We start from the raw sequence: 15,002 nt of genomic DNA on the forward strand, positions 1-15,002 counted from the left end.
TCACAAGCGATGCTACCGGCACACACCAACCACACAAAACGTGCAGCCAGCACAACACAGGCACGCAACCAATCCACAAACAAAAGTACATTGGCACACTATCGAGTTCTCAAACAACACACGCACATTCACTCACCACCAGGCAAATCACCCAGCAGCTGTAAAAAGCGACTTTGTCGACACTACACAAACCACAATCCGAAAGTCAAATCCTTGACCCAACCGGACCGAAGTCCATATTCTCTTATGTCGGCCAGCGATCGTTTTCCTGACCGCCATCTCACCAGCTCAACTACCTTGCGGAGTCTGTCTGGCGGGGCGTTGTCGGTCTCGCTGACTCACATAAAGTTACACACACCCAAACACCAACACAAATCCCCAGCGTACGGGCGGTGTTTGGGTGAACGTAACGTTACTTACTTCTTGACTTCGCGCGGCCGCTTGGGGTCAAGCCGACCAGTAAGCATGAGCGCGAAGCCGACTGCAGCCGAAAGCAGGCATACGCCGGAGAACACGAGCGCCACCGCAACTTCACCGCTGCCGACTTCGGTGTTGTTGCCGGATACGTCCATGATGTCGCGGGTGAACATCCACGCCATGTAGCCGATAAAGAAGACCGCGGACGGCATCCACGTCTGCAGCTGCTTCGATACCAGGAGCACGCCGAGGCCGACGGCGCCTTGGAGGAGCAGTGGGGTGAGGGGCACGGAGGCGTCGATAAGCAATGCGACGGGGATCGCGGACCCGGTGACCAGTAGTGATGCGACCGTCGCGACGCCGACCATTGTTGCGACCCAGAACTTGCGGGTTGTGCCAAACGATTGCGCCACCGCCGCCGTCGGCATACCGCCTCCCACACCCCAGAGCCAGTAGAAGAGCAACGCGCCAGAGGGCAGCACTCCGGTGACCCAGCTACTGGCGGACCGGGCGCACAGCGCGTAGAGGATGCCCGTGATCACGCCGACCGGCACCGCCCACACGCACATGCGGCGCCAGAAGACCTCGAAGGCGAAGCCGCCGCGTCGCCGCGCCAAGCTAATGCCTCCGGTGCGAGTGAGGTCGACCGGCTCACCCGACGGCCGCGCCGAGACCAGGAACGTCACTGCAGCGAGAACCACACCAATGGCGCTGGAGATGACCGCCCGGTGCGGATTAATGAGGCAAAAGACGGCGAAGACGACGACCGCGAAGGGCACGACAAGCGTGAGCACCTGCTGACGGACGCGCGCGCGGTTCATGCCGAGCGCCTTGAATGCGCTGGGCTCGGGGATGGCGATCCACGACAGCGTCATCACGCTCGTGAAACTGCCGAAGAGAATCATCCATTGCCCCCCATCCGTGGCGAAGAGCACGAAGAGCGGCAGCGCTGCGGCGCCGAGGAAGCGCATCCACGGCCCAGCCTTGAACTGGTGCCAGAGGAACCCGCGGTCGAGGTGCGTCATTGCGCTCATGCCTGCACCTCCAGGATCGCCTCGAGCACGTCGCCGAGGTCCGCGGCCTGGCCGCGCAGGCCCAGTTCAGCAGCGGTTGGTGCGGGGAGGATGGCGCGGGCGGCGGAGGCGTGGCGTCGGTAAGCGATGGCCCCGGCGGGCTCGTCGAAATCTCCGGTGGCGATGACGTAGCCGTCGGCGTCTTCAGCGAGCAGATGCTTATCGACGCTCCCCTGCCGCCCCAGCACGAGCGCCGAATCCAGGATCTTGGCGGCGTCCTCGATGTGGTGAGTCGCCATCATGAAGCAACGCTGGGACTCGGCGAGCTCGAGGAGGTGGCGGTAGAAGACGGAGGTGTTGTGGACGTCGAGGCCGACGTAGGGTTCGTCGAGAAGCGTGAGCTCGGCGCCGGAGGCGAGCCCGACCACGATGCCGATCATCGCGCGCTGGCCGCGGGAGCACTTGCCGTAGATGGTCTGCGCGTGCTCGTCGAGGGCGAAGTCGCGCATGAGCGTGTCCGCGAGGTCCTGCGACCAGTGCGGGTAGCGCTTCGCCGCCGCGGCGACGATGTCCGCCAGCGACCACGAGGCGGGGTACGCAGTATCGACGCCGGTAAAACAGACGCGGTCCATCACGCTTGCGTTATCGAAGGGCCGCTCGCCGAAGACGGTGAGCTCCCCGCCAGTCGGCTTGAGCTGTCCCGCGATCATGGCGAGCAAGGTGGACTTGCCCACGCCGTTGCGGCCGAGCAGGGCGTGGATGCCGGAGCCGGGGAGCTCGAAGGTGATGTCGGTGAGGACCGGCTGCTTCCGGAACCGTTTTTCCAGGTGCGTTGCGGTGATCATTGGTACATTCCTCTGCTTTCTGCGACGCGGTCGATGAGGGTGTGCAAGGTGGCGCGGTCGTAGCCGAGGCGGACGGCCTCGTCGATGGCTGGGGCGAGGTACTCGCCCGCGTAGCGCTCGCGGCGCGACTGCACGGCCCGCTCGCGCGCGTCGGGGGTAACGAACATGCCGAGCCCGCGGCGCTTTTCCAGGATCCCGTCGTCGACGAGGATTCCCAGACCCTTGCGGGCGGTGGCGGGGTTGATTTCGTGGAAGGCGGCGAGCTCGTTGGTGGAGGGGGCACGCTGCCCGGGCTCCAAGGAGCCGTCGACGACGAGGTCCTCCACGAAGCGCGCTACCTGCACGAAGAGGGGATCTGATTCAGCGTTCATGACATGGGTCCTGCGGTTCCTTCCCTGCCCCGTGGCGTCGAAAAGCTGCCCTGGTGCGTTGGTTGGTTACTTGAGTAACTAACACGATAACCGCGGAACACTGGGGCGTCAAGGATCGTTGAAAGGGGTGGACCCAGCAGGCCAATTCAGGCACACTGGGGAAGCAAATAGCACTTAGCAACGAAAAGAATCGGAATTTAGGAGCCATGCTTGAACGCACATTGGTGTTCGTCGACACGTCTTACCTGCTCGCGAGCTTTTACAACTCGTGGGAAATCGGCGCACGATCCCAGTTAGAAATTGACCTGCCCGAGGTCGTGGCAACCCTCGGCACCATGATCAGCCAGCAACTCAACCAGCCCATCCACCGCCAGCTCTGGTACGACGGCATCCCGGATTCGGGCCCGCACCGCTACCAGCGCGCGCTGCGGACCTGCGACGGCGTGCAGCTGCGCACCGGCCAACTCATCGAGTGGGGCGACCGTCGCACGCAGAAGGGCGTGGACACCCGCTTGGTGGCGGACCTGGTCGCGCATGCCATGCGCGGGCAGTTCACCGACTTTGTCCTGGTCTCCGGCGACGCGGACATGATCCCCGGCGTCGAGGAGGCGACCGTCAACGGGATGCGCGTGCACCTCTACGGGTTCGGCTGGGACTCCATGTCCTCCGCCCTGCGCCACGCGTGCGATACGACGACGATCCTGGACCCCCGCGAGGACTTCGCCGACGCGATGCAGCTGCAGGTCCTCGAAGGCCCGCTGCCGCCGACGATCCGGGAGCGCCCGCTCGCGGACGCCGAGCCGCTCGACGAGGCGGAGGGGCCGTCCCCCGTCCCGCTCGGCCCGGACCCGCTGGCGCCCGAGGAACCCGAAGAACCGGAGGCGCAGGAGGAGCCGGAGGAACAGGAGGCGGAGCCCGATGCGCAGCCGGAACCGGAGCCCGAGCCGGAGGAAGCGCCGGCACCGAAGCCGAAGCCCGCTCCGAAGCCGTCGATGATGGCGCCCCGGCGCAAGCTACGCTCGCGCTACGTCCCTCTCCCGGAGGAGGTGTGGACCTCCGCAGGCTTCCAGACCCCGTACGACGTGGGCCAGCAGTATGCGTCCTGGTGGTACGAAAACGCCGCCTCCTCGGAGCAGCGCGACAAGGCGCACATGCTCTCCGGAGGCGGCCTCCCGCCCGAAATTGATCGCCCGCTCCTGCAGTTCGCGTGCGAGACGCTGCACGAGTACACGCTGAGTGAAACCCAGCGCGTCAATCTCCGCGATGGGTTTCACTCGGGCATTCGCGGCGTGCTGATCAGCATCAGCCGCAACTAGTCGTCCTTGCTGGACTCCCCAGACTCCTCGGACTCCTCAGGAGCTTCCGGGGCCTCCAGCTGCTTGTCGGCGCTCCCGGAGCCCATCGAGGCGCGGATCTCGTCCAGCTTGCTTGCCGCGGCAACGTCCGTGCCAGCGGATTCGATCTCCGCCATGCGGTCGCCCAGCGAGTCCTTGGCCAGCTCCTGCTGGCCGAGCGCGGTGGCGTAGCGCTTCTCAATCTTGTCGCGCACGCCGTCCATGGTGGGCACGTTCTGGTCCGCAGTGAAGTTGTTCATAGAGTCCATCGTCTTGGACGTGGCCTCCTGCATCTTCGCCTGGCCCAGCTGGGATTCGAGCTGCTTCGCCTGCTGCAGCTGCTCCTGCAGGCGCGCCTCGGACTGCTGCTGCTGCGCCTGCGCCTCGCGCGCCGCCTGATCGGCCGACGCGTGGGCCTGCTTCGTCTGCTCCAGGTCCTGCTCCACAGCGACCAGCTGGGACGCGAGCACCTCGGCGGTGTTGTTGAACTCCTGCGCCTTCTGCGCGTCCCCCTCGCCCTGCGCCTTGTCGGCGGCCTGGAGCGCCACGCGGGCCTTCTGCTGCAGGTCCTCCTGCGACTTGATCAGGCGGTCCAGCTTCATCTCCAGCTGGTTGCGGTTACCAATGATGGTGGCCGCCTGCTCGGAGATGTCGCGGTGGTTCTTCTTCGCCTGCTCAATCGCCTGCTGGAGCTGCACTTTGGGGTCAGCGTTTTCGTCGATCTTGGTGTCGAACGACTGCATCAGGTACTTCCAGCCCTTAGAGAACGGGTTTGCCATGTGTCGTGTCCTTCCGTCGTCGCAAAATGGTCGCCGCCCCAGTGTACGCAGGTTTTCGGGCTACTCGCCCTGCTTGCCCTGCTCGGCCAGCATCTTCTCGTACTGCTTGCGGACCTCTTCCATGTCCAATGCCTTGACCTGTCCGATGAGCGACTCAAAGTCCGCCGGCGGCATGTTGCCGGCCTGCTGGTAAAGCGGGATACCGTCGCGGAAGGCAATGATGTTGGGAATACTGGTCACGCCGAGCTTGCCAGCAAGCTCTTCCTCTGCCTCGGTGTCCAGCTTGGCAAAGGTGACGTCGGGGTGCTCTTCCGATGCTTTAGCAAAGGTCGGCGCGAAGGCCTTGCACGGACCGCACCATTCCGCCCAAGCGTCGACGAAGACGATGCCGTCTTTCTGGATGAGTTCCTCGAAGTTCTCTTTCGTCACATCGATAGTGCTCATTGCATACTCCTTTACAGGGGTTTGTTAACGTTGCCCTCGGTGCAACAGTAACAAGCGCGACTGCATTCCTTTGCAGTCTCAGCCGAGCCGGTAGGGGCGGAAATCATGACGAAGAACTACAACATTTCAGGCCAGTCCAGTGAGGTCGCAGTTGATTCGCTGATCGACGAAGTACGCCTGGTCGAGGGCACTTTCGACGTCACCGTGGAGCCGAACGAGGGCCGCATGACGGTCTCGGGCGAAAACTTCACCGACGCCGACATCGTGGCTGCGGCGGAGCACGCCGGCTTCACCATCCTTTCGCCCGATACCCCCTAGGGGTATAGTTGCGGGTGTACGTGAACCGTCAACCGAAAGGACAGCATCATGGCAACCCGCGAATTCACCGTTGAAGGCATGACCTGCGGCCACTGCGAGCTCAGTGTGCAGGAGGAGATCAGCGAGATCCAGGGCGTCACCGACGTCAAGGCCGATCACACCACCGGCGCCGTCTCCGTGTCCGGCGAAGGCTTCTCCGCCGAGGACGTGGCCAAGGCCGTCGCCGAGGCCGGCTACACACTGAAGTAGCGCCATGACCAGCCATCTCGAACTGGGCGTCACGGGCATGACATGCACGTCGTGCTCGTCCCGCGTCCAGCGCAAGCTGAACAAGCTCGACGGCGTCGACGCGGCGGTCAACTACTCCACGGAGACGGCGACCGTCGATTTCGACGAGGCCACCACGACGCCGGAGCAGCTTATCGACGTCGTCCGCACCGCCGGCTACGACGCCTTCGTGATGGGAGGCGAGGAAAGCGGGGACGAGGGGGCGTCGATAAGCTCGGTGAGCGACGCCCGCGACGACGAAGCCGAACGGCTCAAGCGAACGACGATCTGGGCGGCGCTGGTGACGGTGCCGGTCATGCTGGTGTCGATGGTGCACGGCCTGCAGTTTCCGAACTGGCAGTGGGCCGCGTTCGCCGCGACGACGCTGGTGTATTTCTCCGCCGGCAGCGTGTTCCACCGCGCGGCGCTGATCAACCTGCGCCACGGCGCGACGACCATGGACACCCTCATTACGCTGGGCACGACCGCGGCGTACGTGTGGTCCATCGTGGCGCTGTTTGCGGAGCGCGGTCCGCACGAGATCTACCTCGAATCCGTCTGCGTCGTGATTACGTTCCTGCTGCTCGGCAGGTGGTTTGAAACGCGCGCGAAGGGGCAAAGCTCCGCCGCGCTGCGTGAGCTGCTGAGCATGGGCGCGAAGGACGCGAGCGTGCTGCGCGGCGACAAGGAAGTCCGCGTCCCGATCGCGGAAGTCCAGGTCGGCGACCGTTTTGTCGTGCGCCCCGGTGAGAAGATTGCTACCGATGGGCGCGTGGTGTCGGGGCATTCGGCTATCGACGCCTCCATGCTCACCGGTGAATCCGTCCCCGTCGAAGTGGACGAGGGCGCCAGCGTGACGGGCGCGACGCTCAACACGTCCGGGCGCATCGTGGTGGAGGCGACGCGCGTGGGGAGCGAGACCACGCTCGCCCAGATGGGCAAGCTGGTCAAGGACGCGCAGTCCGGCAAGGCCCCGGTCGAGCGGCTGGTGGACCGGATCTCGCGCGTGTTCGTCCCCACCATCATCGCCATTTCCGTCGTGGCCCTGGTCGGGCACCTGCTCGTGGGCAACGGCGTGAGCGAGGCGTTCCGCGCGGCGGTCGCCGTCCTCATCATCGCGTGCCCCTGCGCCCTCGGCCTAGCCACCCCCACCGCGATCCTGGTGGGCACCGGGCGCGGCGCGCAGCTGGGCCTACTGATCAAGGGCCCCGAGATGCTGGAATCCACCCGCCAGGTGGACACGGTGGTGATGGACAAGACCGGCACCGTGACCAGCGGCGAGATGGCGGTCGTGGACGTCACCGGCCGCGACGACGCGCTGCGCCTCGCCGCCGCCGTAGAGGCCGGGTCCGAGCACCCCATCGCTCGCGCGATCGTCAAGGCCGCGGGCGACGACGTCCCGGAAGCGTCCGAGTTTACCAATGAGCCGGGCCGCGGGGCGTCCGCCACCGTGGAGGGCCACAGCGTGCGCGTGGGCCGGCCCAGCGCGGAACTCGATGGGCCACTGGCCCGCGCGTTCCGCGAGGCTGAGCAGGCCGGGGCCACCCCGATCGCCGTGGAGGTCGACGGGCACGCGGAAGGTATGGTCGCGGTCCGGGACACGGTGAAGCCGGACTCGGCCCGCGCTGTGGCGAAGCTGCGCGAGCTGGGGCTCACCCCGCACCTGCTCACCGGCGATAACGCGGGCGCCGCGCGCGCCGTGGCCGAGGAAGTAGGCATCGACCCGGACAACGTCACCGCCGGCGTCCTGCCGGAGGACAAGGTGCGCGTGGTCCGCCAGCTGCAGGAGCAGGGGCGCCACGTGGCCATGGTCGGCGACGGCGTCAACGACGCAGCCGCGCTCGCGCAGGCCGACCTGGGCCTGGCCATGGGCGCCGGCACGGACGTAGCGATCGAGGCCTCCGACATCACCCTCATGCAGAACACGCTCATGTCTGCGGCAGACGCGATCCGCCTCTCGCGCCGCACCCTGCGCACCATCAAGGGCAACCTGTTCTGGGCGTTCGCCTACAACGTCGTGCTCGTCCCGGTCGCCGCGTTCGGCCTCCTCGACCCGATGCTGGCTGGCATCGCCATGGCCCTGTCCTCCGTGTTTGTGGTGTCCAACTCGCTGCGTCTACGCGGGTTTAAGAGGGTTTAGCAGGGTTTAGCCGTGCGCCATATTGACAAAGCGAGAGTAGTGCAGCTGGTGCGCCACCGGGATCGTGTCGATAGGGCCGCCGCGGTGCTTCGCGACGATAATGTCCGCCTCGCCCGCGCGCTCGTCGTCACGATCCTGTGAGTCCGGACGGTAGAGCAGGAACACCATGTCGGCGTCCTGCTCCAGCGAGCCTGACTCGCGAAGGTCCGCCAGCTGCGGCTTCTTATCCGTACGCGCCTCCGGGCCACGGTTCAGCTGCGAGATCGCAATCACCGGCACCTCCAGCTCCTTTGCCAGCAGCTTGAGGTTTCGCGAGAACTCCGAGACCTCCTGCTGGCGCGACTCGACGCGCTTGCCCGAGCTCATCAGCTGCAGGTAGTCCAGCACCACCAGGTCCAGCCCGTGCTGCTGCTTCAGGCGTCGCGCCTTGGACCGGATCTCCATCATGGTGAGGTTCGGGGAATCGTCGATAAACAGCGGGGCGTCCTGGATCTCGGTGAGGCGGGTGGTGAGCTTCTCCCAATCCCGCTCCTCCATGTTGCCCGCTCGCATCGCGGACAGTTTGATCTCCGTCTCCGCCGACAGCATGCGCATGATGATCTCGGAGGCGCTCATCTCCAGTGAGAAGATCACGGAGGTCTTGCCGTGCTGAATGGAGCAGGAGCGCATGAAATCGAGCGCGAGCGTCGACTTACCCACGCCAGGTCGGGCCGCGATGATGATCATCTGGCCCGCGTGCAGGCCGTTCGTGAGGTTGTCCAGGTCCGTAAACCCGGTCGGCACGCCCTGGTCGAGGGCGCCGCCCTGAGCGATCTGCGTGAGCTCGTCGATAGTCGGCTTGAGCAGCTCCGAAAGGACGCGGTAGTCCTCGCCCTGGTTGTTGCGCGAGATCCCGAAGACCTCCTGCTGCGCGCGATCCACCAGCGCCTCGATCTCCATGCCGTCTTCGCCCTCGTAGCCCAGCTGCACCACGTGCGTACCGGCGTTGACAAGCTGCCGGAGGAGCGACTTCTCCTCCACGATCTCCGCGTAGTAGCGGGCGTTTGCCGACGTCGGCACCTCCGAAATCAGCGTATGCAGGTACGGCGCCCCGCCCACCCGCTCGAGCTGGTTCAGGCGGTCCAACCGCCCGGAGACGATGAGCACGTCGATCTGGCTGCCCGAGGAGAACAGCTCGATAATTGCCTGGTAAATCAGCTGGTGAGCCGGAAAGTAGAAGTCCTCCGGCTGCAGGCCCTCCGCGACGTCGAGCACGACCTCCTGGTTGAGCAGCATCGCGCCGAGCACCGAGCGCTCCGCGCGCTCATCGTGCGGCGGTTGGCGGTACTCGCCCTGGCCGTTGCGCTGCCCCTGCTGCCCCTTCTGTCCTTGATACCGCTGATTCCCGCGCCCTCGCCGCGAATTTCCGCTGAAGTCATCAAAGTCGCCAAATTCGCTGAACTCGTCGCGTGGCTCTGGCGGCAGGACGTAGTCATCATCAAAGCCGTGAAGTGCATCGTCGGCCATCGTCGTCACCCCTTTGTTTCGTAGGCCTACAGCGTACCGCGAGCGCCAAACACTGCGTTTTCCACAGGTAGGTGTGGATAACTTGGGGATGAATCGACGTCTTGTACACACGGCCCAGGACAGGGTGTGGATAACTTGTGGATAACTAGTATCAGCGACCTGGGGAAACGGCGCATCGCTGCTGGTCACAGGAGTTTTGGGACTTTTTGAGTTGTGTGTGCAGGTTGTGAAAAACCCCATTCACCACCAGGTTTGACAGGCGTACGTTCACCGGCTAGTAACCTAAACTTTGCCGTTGAGCAGGGCTTATTCCGCAGAGTTATCCACAGCAGTAGGGGTGCCATCGGTACAGCGCGGGAGGTGACTCGCACACACCTACTAGAACACAGCGTAACAATATGGTCACAGACGTTGCCGTCGTTTATATGTTCGGTATAATTGGCCGCAATGACCACGATGACCGCTCACCGCAGAAAGGGGGAATCGTGCCACCCGCTCACTACTTCAGATGCCAAAACTCGACGGACCATCGCGCGCAGCTTTCGCAGCGTATGCGGGAGGCCGAGTTTGCCCTCTACCGCGGCTACGCAGCCTCGACCGCGGTTGAAGACTTCGACCTGGAGGTCGAAGAGTTAGCTCAGGTTACCAGCCGCCCCAAACATGAGGTCGAAGCTGCGGTTTTGGCGTATTTCCGGCTCGCCAGCCTGCCCAAGCTGCTCGCTCTGCAAGAGCAGACCTGCCTCCTTTCCGTGCACATGCTCACCGGCATAGATACTGCCCTGTGCAAGATCGGCGCTTCAGCGGACGAAGCAACGTGGGCGGCTTTTGACGACATGCTCACCCGGATCTTCACACCGAAGCGCGCAAACCAGGAGCTCCCCTCCCGCGCGTCAGTTGCCCGCCGCATCCGCACGATGATTGCCAAGCTTGACGTCGGACTCAGCCACAACCCGGAAAAGCGCAAAAAGCGCGAGGCAGAGCACAACCACCGCGCGCGCAACATCGAGTTCTCTGCGCAGGAGGACCACGGCAGTGCGGGCATCGCAACAATGACGCTCAGCACCGATGCCACCACAATGGCCGTCCTTCGCGCCACGCTGCAGGCCACAGCACGCCAAGAGAAGGTCTCGCTCGCGGACGCCGCTGTAAAGCTCCTCAACGGCGACGTCGAGCCTGCCGCGAACGTCCGCATCCATGTCTACGCACCCGCGGGCGCCGACGGCACCCGGGCGGCCGGCGCCCCCGTATTCATTCCTCGCTACGGATGGACTGACGCCCTCGCCACCGCGGAGCTCGAGAGTCTGCTCAGCAACCACCCGCCTGAAACGGTCAACCTGGATGAGACAGCCACCACCAAGACGGACAGTTACGCGCCGACGGAGGGAATGAAACACTACGCGCACGCCCGAGACGGGAACTGTATCTTCCCTGGCTGCGACAGACCCGCGACCGCTTGCCAACTGGATCACCGCATCCCGTTCGACCGCGGTGGCGAGACCACGCCCCACAACCTCTTCTGCCTTTGCCCGCACCACCACAACATGAAGACCGACAAGCGCATCTTCTACGTCCCCGACCCCGTCACCGGGGACATCGTGTGGCTGTGCGAAGACGGCACCTACCTCCTCAGCCGCCACGAGGGCCCGCTTTTCGACGAAACCACGCCCACCACCACCCGCTGGCGCAGCTCCCTGCCCAACGTCGCCCGAAACCGGGACGCGTACGCAGATTTCCTCGCCCGGGCGCACCACCTGCTGGACGAGTACGACAACCACGGCGACTACTACCGGCTGATGGCGGACCTGCAGGCACTCGAGCACGCCACGGGACACAGCTTCGACCTGGCCCCCGAACCGCCGACCGAAGAGACAACAGTCATCCCGGAGGAACCAGACCCGGATCCCTACCCCGAGCCCGAACGCGAGCCCTGCCCGTTCCCACCAGGGTACGTCTCTGCGCAGCAGCCCACGCAGCGCGCAAAAAACGCGCACCCCCTCCTCACAAAGGGGTGCGCGTCAGAAAATGCTGTTGTCGCTCGTCGATAAGCGTAAAGCTCTTACGCTGCGACGACCTCGAAGTTAATCTTGCCTTCCACGGAGTCGTGGAGGTTGACCTTGACCTGGTAGCCGCCAGTCTTCTTCACAAGGCCCTTCGGCACATTGATGCGGCGCTTGTCCAGGGACGGGCCGCCGGCAGCCTTCACTGCGTCGGCGATGTCGGCACCGGTGACGGAGCCGAACAGCTTGCCCTTCTCAGAAGTGCGCACGGGGACCTTCACGCCGGTGAGCTGGTCCAGCTGATCGCGCAGCTCCTTTGCGTGATCCAGGTCGCGGACCTGACGGTCTGCCTGTGCACGCTTGATGTCTTCGATCTGCTTCTCTGCACCGCGGGTGGCCGTAATGGCAAGGCCGCGCGGGAGCAGGAAGTTACGTCCGTAGCCGTCCTTGACCTCGACGATGTCGCCGGGCTCGCCAAGGTTATCAACGGCAGCGGTGAGGATCAGTTTCATGAATCCTAACCTTCCTTATGATGAAAAATCTTGTGTGGGTGGGAACAACGTTTAGAACGGGGGCTCGTCATCCATCCCGCCGAAACCACCTGCCGGTGGGGCGGAGTTCCAGGGATCGTTATCCGGCTGGGCCTGCTGCTGCGGGCGCTGGGCCTGCTGCGGTTGCTGTTGGTACTGCTGCTGCGGGGCCTGCTGCTGTTGTGGCCTCCGCTGCTGGCCGCCACCATCGCGCGGGGTGCGCGTCACGCTCGCCGTAGCGAACTTGATGGACGGGCCGACCTCATCAACCTCGACCTCAAACACGGTACGATTCTCGCCATCGCGAGTCTGGTAAGAACGCTGCCGCAAACGCCCCTGCACGATCACGCGCATGCCCTTGGTCAGGGACTCTGCGACGTTCTCGGCCATCTGGCGCCAGCAGTTGCAGGTCAGGAACAGTGCCTCACCGTCCTCGAACTGGTTCGTTTCCCGGTTAAAAGAACGGGGCGTGGAAGCGATACGGAAGTTCGCCACCGCGGCACCGCTCGGGGTGAAACGCAGTTCCGGGTCAGCAACCAGGTTGCCGACAACAGTGATCGGGGTCTCGTTCTGTGCCATGCTCTTCTCCTACCAGCTGGTTTACGTGTGGTTTGAGCCTACCTGTTCCTACTTGTCGGTGCGCAGCACCTTGGTACGCACGACGTTATCGCTCAGGTTCAAAACACGGTCGAGCTCATCGACGGTTGCGTGCTCGCATTCGAGGTTTACAACGGCGTAGATGCCCTCTTCCTTCTTGTTGATCGGGTAAGCAAGACGCTGCTTGCCCCACACATCAACATTCTCCACCTTGCCGTTTTCCTTGCGGACAATCTCCAGGAACTTGTCCAGGGACGGGGCAACGGTGCGCTCATCCTGCTTAGAGTCAAGAATGATCATTACTTCGTAGTGACGCACGGACCTCATCACCTCCTATGGTCTAGTAACTTGTTTCGGCCACCGCACTTTTGCGGTGGCAGGAGGGTCGTTGCGTCAAGCAACCCGTCCAGGCTACCCCACACAATCCCGCAGGCCAAATGCCTACCGGTCCGCTTCGGTGACCAACCCGTCCGGCGTGATGTCAACGTCTATGTCGTTGAACTCGAGCTCCCAGTGCTCGTCATCGAACTCCACCTCGGCGCGACCATCCTTCGCCGCGTCGGATTGAGCCTCTTCGCTGTAGCCGCTTATCGACGCCGGCAGCTCCGGCCCCTGCTGCGGCTCCTGCTTTGGTTCTTGGCTCGGCTGTTCCACGGTCTCCGTCGTCGGCTCGCTCTCGCTGGTGCCGCAAGCGGTCAGTGCGCCCGCAAGCGCGACGGTGGTGGCCAAGATAGAAAGGCGTTGCATATTTTCCTTAGCGTCGTCGAACTTTTTGGCCACCCTACCTAAACCGGTCGCGGTGCCGCCACAAATAATGCAAGGAAAACGGGAATCACCGTGATGAAGACGAACGCGAGAACGCCAAGACCGAGCGAGAGCATGGGGCGCTGCAGCTTGGCCATCGCCCAGAAGGCGCCCGCGATTAGGAGGAAACCGACTGCAATGGAGCAGATGCCGACGACCGTCGCGGTGCCCACGCTGCCTCCTCGCCCCACTCGTCGGGTGTGCTCAGCAGCGGGTCGTGGCCGTTGTGGGCCTCGGCGACCTTGTCGGTGCGCTTGCCAAACATCTGCTGCACGACCAGCACCATGATGGTGATGATGAGGCCGTCTCGGGCGATGATGGTGGCGTCGAGAAGCCAGCCCGGAGCCCCGAGGTTATCGGTACCCATCATGTGCCACATGAGGATGGGCCACACCATCATGTCCACGGTCATCCAGGTGAGCAGCAGGCGCCAGTACGGCAGCGCGAGCACCGCGGGGACGATGAGCCAGATCGAGTACTGCGGGCTCCACACCTTGTTGAAGAGGAGGAAGAAGCCGACGATGAGGGTGAGCAGCTCGGCGATGCGGGGCGTGCGCGGCGCCTTGAGCCCCATGATCAGGACCGCCGCGCAGCCCGCGAGGAAGAGCACGAGCGTGACCGCGTTGAGGATCACGGGCGCCCCGTCGCCGGAGTCGAATCCGGCCCACCCGGTGATGCGGCTGAACACCGCGTAGATGGTGGTCCACTCCCAGCTGCGGTCGGTGTTGAGGCGTCGGAACTCGCCCCACGCCTCGGGGTCGCGCAGGTAAATGGGCAGGTTGACCGCGACCCAGCTCACCACGGTCGCGGCGACCATCTTGAGGAACGGGACGAGGTCGCGCTTCCGAAGCGCAACGACCAGGTAGGCGCCAAGGGCGAAGATGGGCCACATCTTGAACGCCGTGCCGAGGCCGATCATCACACCAGCCAGCCAGAACTTCTTGTTGCGCGCCGCATAGATCGCCGCCACCGCGAAGAAAATGGACGGGATGTCCCAGTTGGTAAACGAGTGCATGATCAGCAGCGGGGAGCCGACGACCAGCAGCGTGTCCCAAATGCGGTTGCCCGCGAGCTCCGCCACCATGCGCACGGTGGCGACCCAGATGACGGACAGGATGAACACGGTGACGTAGAAGTACCAGCCGACCTCGGGAAGGACGCGGTCCACGAGGAAGTACGTGTTGCGCGAGATGAACGAGGCAACACCCTGGAACAGCCCGGCGAGCACCGGGTATTCCATGTAGCGGGTCAGGCCGTCCTCCACCCAGGAGTAGTCGTACACAAAGCCGGGCTGGTCCAGGCCGCGCGCGCCGTAGAGCGGGACGATGTCGTTGTAGCAGAACGACGTGTACTGGCGGTTGCCGTCCCAGTTCAGCTGCAGCACACCGTTCTCGTCGGCCTTGCCCAGCGCGCAGTTGGATTTAGAAAGCGCGCCGAAGAAGAGGAAGGTGTAGGCGACCGCGAAGATGGTGCGCAGCGGCGTCCAAAACTTCGCCCGCCCGATCTGGGCAAACTTGCCCATCGGGCCGCCCAGATATTCCACGAATCCCCGAGCGACCGGCTCGGTGCGCCCCGGCTGGACTCGCTGCGCCGCCGTGTCCGTCACGTCCTGAGTGTGCTGTTCCATTGCTCCCCTTCGC

Annotated in this window: 17 protein-coding genes; 5 read left to right on the forward strand and 12 right to left on the reverse strand. The window is 64.2% G+C overall.

Annotated elements, in window-relative coordinates; all coding sequences use genetic code 11:
* Positions 1-416 precede the first annotated feature (416 nt).
* Genes CKJ85_RS06300 through CKJ85_RS06310 form a run of 3 tightly spaced genes read right to left on the reverse strand, consistent with a single transcriptional unit; the run spans position 417 to position 2,646 of the window.
* Positions 417-1,451 carry a hypothetical protein gene (locus tag CKJ85_RS06300; RefSeq protein WP_095553777.1) on the reverse strand — a complete coding sequence of 345 codons (1,035 nt, stop codon included), beginning with the start codon at positions 1,449-1,451 and terminating at the stop codon, positions 417-419.
* Positions 1,448-2,275, reverse strand: coding sequence for an ABC transporter ATP-binding protein (locus tag CKJ85_RS06305; protein ID WP_095553778.1), 828 nt, complete (start codon positions 2,273-2,275; stop codon positions 1,448-1,450). The genes CKJ85_RS06300 and CKJ85_RS06305 overlap by 4 nt, the downstream gene beginning before the upstream one ends.
* Positions 2,272-2,646, reverse strand: a complete 375-nt coding sequence (locus CKJ85_RS06310) for a GntR family transcriptional regulator (RefSeq protein ID WP_095538183.1) — start codon at positions 2,644-2,646, stop codon at positions 2,272-2,274. The genes CKJ85_RS06305 and CKJ85_RS06310 overlap by 4 nt, the downstream gene beginning before the upstream one ends.
* 206 nt (positions 2,647-2,852) lie before the next feature.
* On the opposite strand from CKJ85_RS06310, the gene CKJ85_RS06315 reads away from it, so the two are divergent.
* Positions 2,853-3,962, forward strand: coding sequence for an NYN domain-containing protein (locus tag CKJ85_RS06315; protein ID WP_095553779.1), 1,110 nt, complete (start codon positions 2,853-2,855; stop codon positions 3,960-3,962).
* Here the strand turns inward: CKJ85_RS06315 and CKJ85_RS06320 are convergent.
* Both CKJ85_RS06320 and CKJ85_RS06325 read right to left on the reverse strand, forming a co-directional pair.
* A complete protein-coding gene (locus tag CKJ85_RS06320; RefSeq protein ID WP_095553780.1) occupies positions 3,959-4,759 on the reverse strand; it encodes a PspA/IM30 family protein in 801 nt (266 codons plus the stop codon). The two genes, CKJ85_RS06315 and CKJ85_RS06320, sit on opposite strands and share 4 nt — an antisense overlap.
* A 60-nt stretch (positions 4,760-4,819) precedes the next feature.
* The gene (locus CKJ85_RS06325) at positions 4,820-5,203 is read right to left on the reverse strand and encodes a co-chaperone YbbN (RefSeq protein WP_095547952.1); all 384 of its coding nucleotides are present in this window, start codon (positions 5,201-5,203) and stop codon (positions 4,820-4,822) included.
* A gap of 105 nt (positions 5,204-5,308) precedes the next feature.
* On the opposite strand from CKJ85_RS06325, the gene CKJ85_RS06330 reads away from it, so the two are divergent.
* The 3 genes from CKJ85_RS06330 to CKJ85_RS06340 are packed head-to-tail and all read left to right on the forward strand — an operon-like array spanning position 5,309 to position 7,928.
* Positions 5,309-5,521 carry a transporter gene (locus CKJ85_RS06330; protein WP_095278325.1) on the forward strand — a complete coding sequence of 71 codons (213 nt, stop codon included), beginning with the start codon at positions 5,309-5,311 and terminating at the stop codon, positions 5,519-5,521.
* A gap of 48 nt (positions 5,522-5,569) precedes the next feature.
* Positions 5,570-5,770, forward strand: coding sequence for a heavy-metal-associated domain-containing protein (locus CKJ85_RS06335; protein ID WP_095547953.1), 201 nt, complete (start codon positions 5,570-5,572; stop codon positions 5,768-5,770).
* A 4-nt stretch (positions 5,771-5,774) separates the two neighbouring features.
* Entirely contained in the window at positions 5,775-7,928 is a 2,154-nt protein-coding gene (locus CKJ85_RS06340) for a cation-translocating P-type ATPase (RefSeq protein ID WP_095553781.1), read from the forward strand.
* A 6-nt stretch (positions 7,929-7,934) separates the two neighbouring features.
* On the opposite strand, the gene dnaB is transcribed toward CKJ85_RS06340, so the two are convergent.
* Positions 7,935-9,434: a replicative DNA helicase gene (dnaB, locus tag CKJ85_RS06345; RefSeq protein WP_095545669.1), complete on the reverse strand. Its 1,500-nt coding sequence runs from the start codon at positions 9,432-9,434 to the stop codon at positions 7,935-7,937.
* A gap of 551 nt (positions 9,435-9,985) precedes the next feature.
* On the opposite strand from dnaB, the gene CKJ85_RS06350 reads away from it, so the two are divergent.
* Positions 9,986-11,479 carry an HNH endonuclease signature motif containing protein gene (locus CKJ85_RS06350; protein WP_158221625.1) on the forward strand — a complete coding sequence of 498 codons (1,494 nt, stop codon included), beginning with the start codon at positions 9,986-9,988 and terminating at the stop codon, positions 11,477-11,479.
* Positions 11,480-11,490: 11 nt separating this feature from the next.
* Here the strand turns inward: CKJ85_RS06350 and rplI are convergent, their stop codons facing one another.
* The 6 genes from rplI to CKJ85_RS06380 all read right to left on the reverse strand — a co-directional run bounded on the left by rplI (position 11,491) and on the right by CKJ85_RS06380 (position 14,989).
* The gene (gene rplI, locus CKJ85_RS06355; RefSeq protein WP_095278337.1) at positions 11,491-11,943 is read right to left on the reverse strand and encodes a 50S ribosomal protein L9; all 453 of its coding nucleotides are present in this window, start codon (positions 11,941-11,943) and stop codon (positions 11,491-11,493) included.
* A 51-nt stretch (positions 11,944-11,994) separates the two neighbouring features.
* Entirely contained in the window at positions 11,995-12,540 is a 546-nt protein-coding gene (locus tag CKJ85_RS06360) for a single-stranded DNA-binding protein (protein ID WP_095278339.1), read from the reverse strand.
* A 48-nt stretch (positions 12,541-12,588) separates the two neighbouring features.
* Positions 12,589-12,885 carry a 30S ribosomal protein S6 gene (rpsF, locus tag CKJ85_RS06365; RefSeq protein ID WP_095278341.1) on the reverse strand — a complete coding sequence of 99 codons (297 nt, stop codon included), beginning with the start codon at positions 12,883-12,885 and terminating at the stop codon, positions 12,589-12,591.
* Between the two features lie 114 nt (positions 12,886-12,999).
* Positions 13,000-13,305: a hypothetical protein gene (locus CKJ85_RS06370; protein WP_095553783.1), complete on the reverse strand. Its 306-nt coding sequence runs from the start codon at positions 13,303-13,305 to the stop codon at positions 13,000-13,002.
* A gap of 38 nt (positions 13,306-13,343) precedes the next feature.
* The gene (locus CKJ85_RS06375) at positions 13,344-13,535 is read right to left on the reverse strand and encodes a hypothetical protein (protein WP_095278346.1); all 192 of its coding nucleotides are present in this window, start codon (positions 13,533-13,535) and stop codon (positions 13,344-13,346) included.
* Complete coding sequence (locus tag CKJ85_RS06380; RefSeq protein ID WP_095553784.1) at positions 13,481-14,989, reverse strand: glycosyltransferase family 87 protein; 1,509 nt, start codon at positions 14,987-14,989, stop codon at positions 13,481-13,483. Before CKJ85_RS06380 ends, CKJ85_RS06375 begins: the two co-directional genes overlap by 55 nt.
* Between the last annotated feature and the right edge of the window lie 13 nt (positions 14,990-15,002).

Source organism: Corynebacterium sp. NML 150383, assembly GCF_002285085.1.
Classification (GTDB): Bacteria; Actinomycetota; Actinomycetes; order Mycobacteriales; family Mycobacteriaceae; genus Corynebacterium; species Corynebacterium gottingense.

Excerpts from the sequence above, each read along its gene's own strand:
- CKJ85_RS06300 (WP_095553777.1), bottom strand. The coding sequence starts at position 1,451 with ATGAGCGCAATGACGCACCTCGACCGCGGGTTCCTCTGGCACCAGTTC.
- CKJ85_RS06350 (WP_158221625.1), top strand. The coding sequence starts at position 9,986 with ATGCGGGAGGCCGAGTTTGCCCTCTACCGCGGCTACGCAGCCTCGACC.
- CKJ85_RS06370 (WP_095553783.1), bottom strand. The coding sequence starts at position 13,305 with ATGCAACGCCTTTCTATCTTGGCCACCACCGTCGCGCTTGCGGGCGCA.
- CKJ85_RS06310 (WP_095538183.1), bottom strand. The coding sequence starts at position 2,646 with ATGAACGCTGAATCAGATCCCCTCTTCGTGCAGGTAGCGCGCTTCGTG.
- CKJ85_RS06315 (WP_095553779.1), top strand. The coding sequence starts at position 2,853 with ATGCTTGAACGCACATTGGTGTTCGTCGACACGTCTTACCTGCTCGCG.
- CKJ85_RS06340 (WP_095553781.1), top strand. The coding sequence starts at position 5,775 with ATGACCAGCCATCTCGAACTGGGCGTCACGGGCATGACATGCACGTCG.
- CKJ85_RS06305 (WP_095553778.1), bottom strand. The coding sequence starts at position 2,275 with ATGATCACCGCAACGCACCTGGAAAAACGGTTCCGGAAGCAGCCGGTC.
- dnaB (WP_095545669.1), bottom strand. The coding sequence starts at position 9,434 with ATGGCCGACGATGCACTTCACGGCTTTGATGATGACTACGTCCTGCCG.
- rplI (WP_095278337.1), bottom strand. The coding sequence starts at position 11,943 with ATGAAACTGATCCTCACCGCTGCCGTTGATAACCTTGGCGAGCCCGGC.
- CKJ85_RS06325 (WP_095547952.1), bottom strand. The coding sequence starts at position 5,203 with ATGAGCACTATCGATGTGACGAAAGAGAACTTCGAGGAACTCATCCAG.
- CKJ85_RS06360 (WP_095278339.1), bottom strand. The coding sequence starts at position 12,540 with ATGGCACAGAACGAGACCCCGATCACTGTTGTCGGCAACCTGGTTGCT.
- CKJ85_RS06380 (WP_095553784.1), bottom strand. The coding sequence starts at position 14,989 with ATGGAACAGCACACTCAGGACGTGACGGACACGGCGGCGCAGCGAGTC.
- CKJ85_RS06330 (WP_095278325.1), top strand. The coding sequence starts at position 5,309 with ATGACGAAGAACTACAACATTTCAGGCCAGTCCAGTGAGGTCGCAGTT.
- rpsF (WP_095278341.1), bottom strand. The coding sequence starts at position 12,885 with ATGAGGTCCGTGCGTCACTACGAAGTAATGATCATTCTTGACTCTAAG.
- CKJ85_RS06335 (WP_095547953.1), top strand. The coding sequence starts at position 5,570 with ATGGCAACCCGCGAATTCACCGTTGAAGGCATGACCTGCGGCCACTGC.
- CKJ85_RS06320 (WP_095553780.1), bottom strand. The coding sequence starts at position 4,759 with ATGGCAAACCCGTTCTCTAAGGGCTGGAAGTACCTGATGCAGTCGTTC.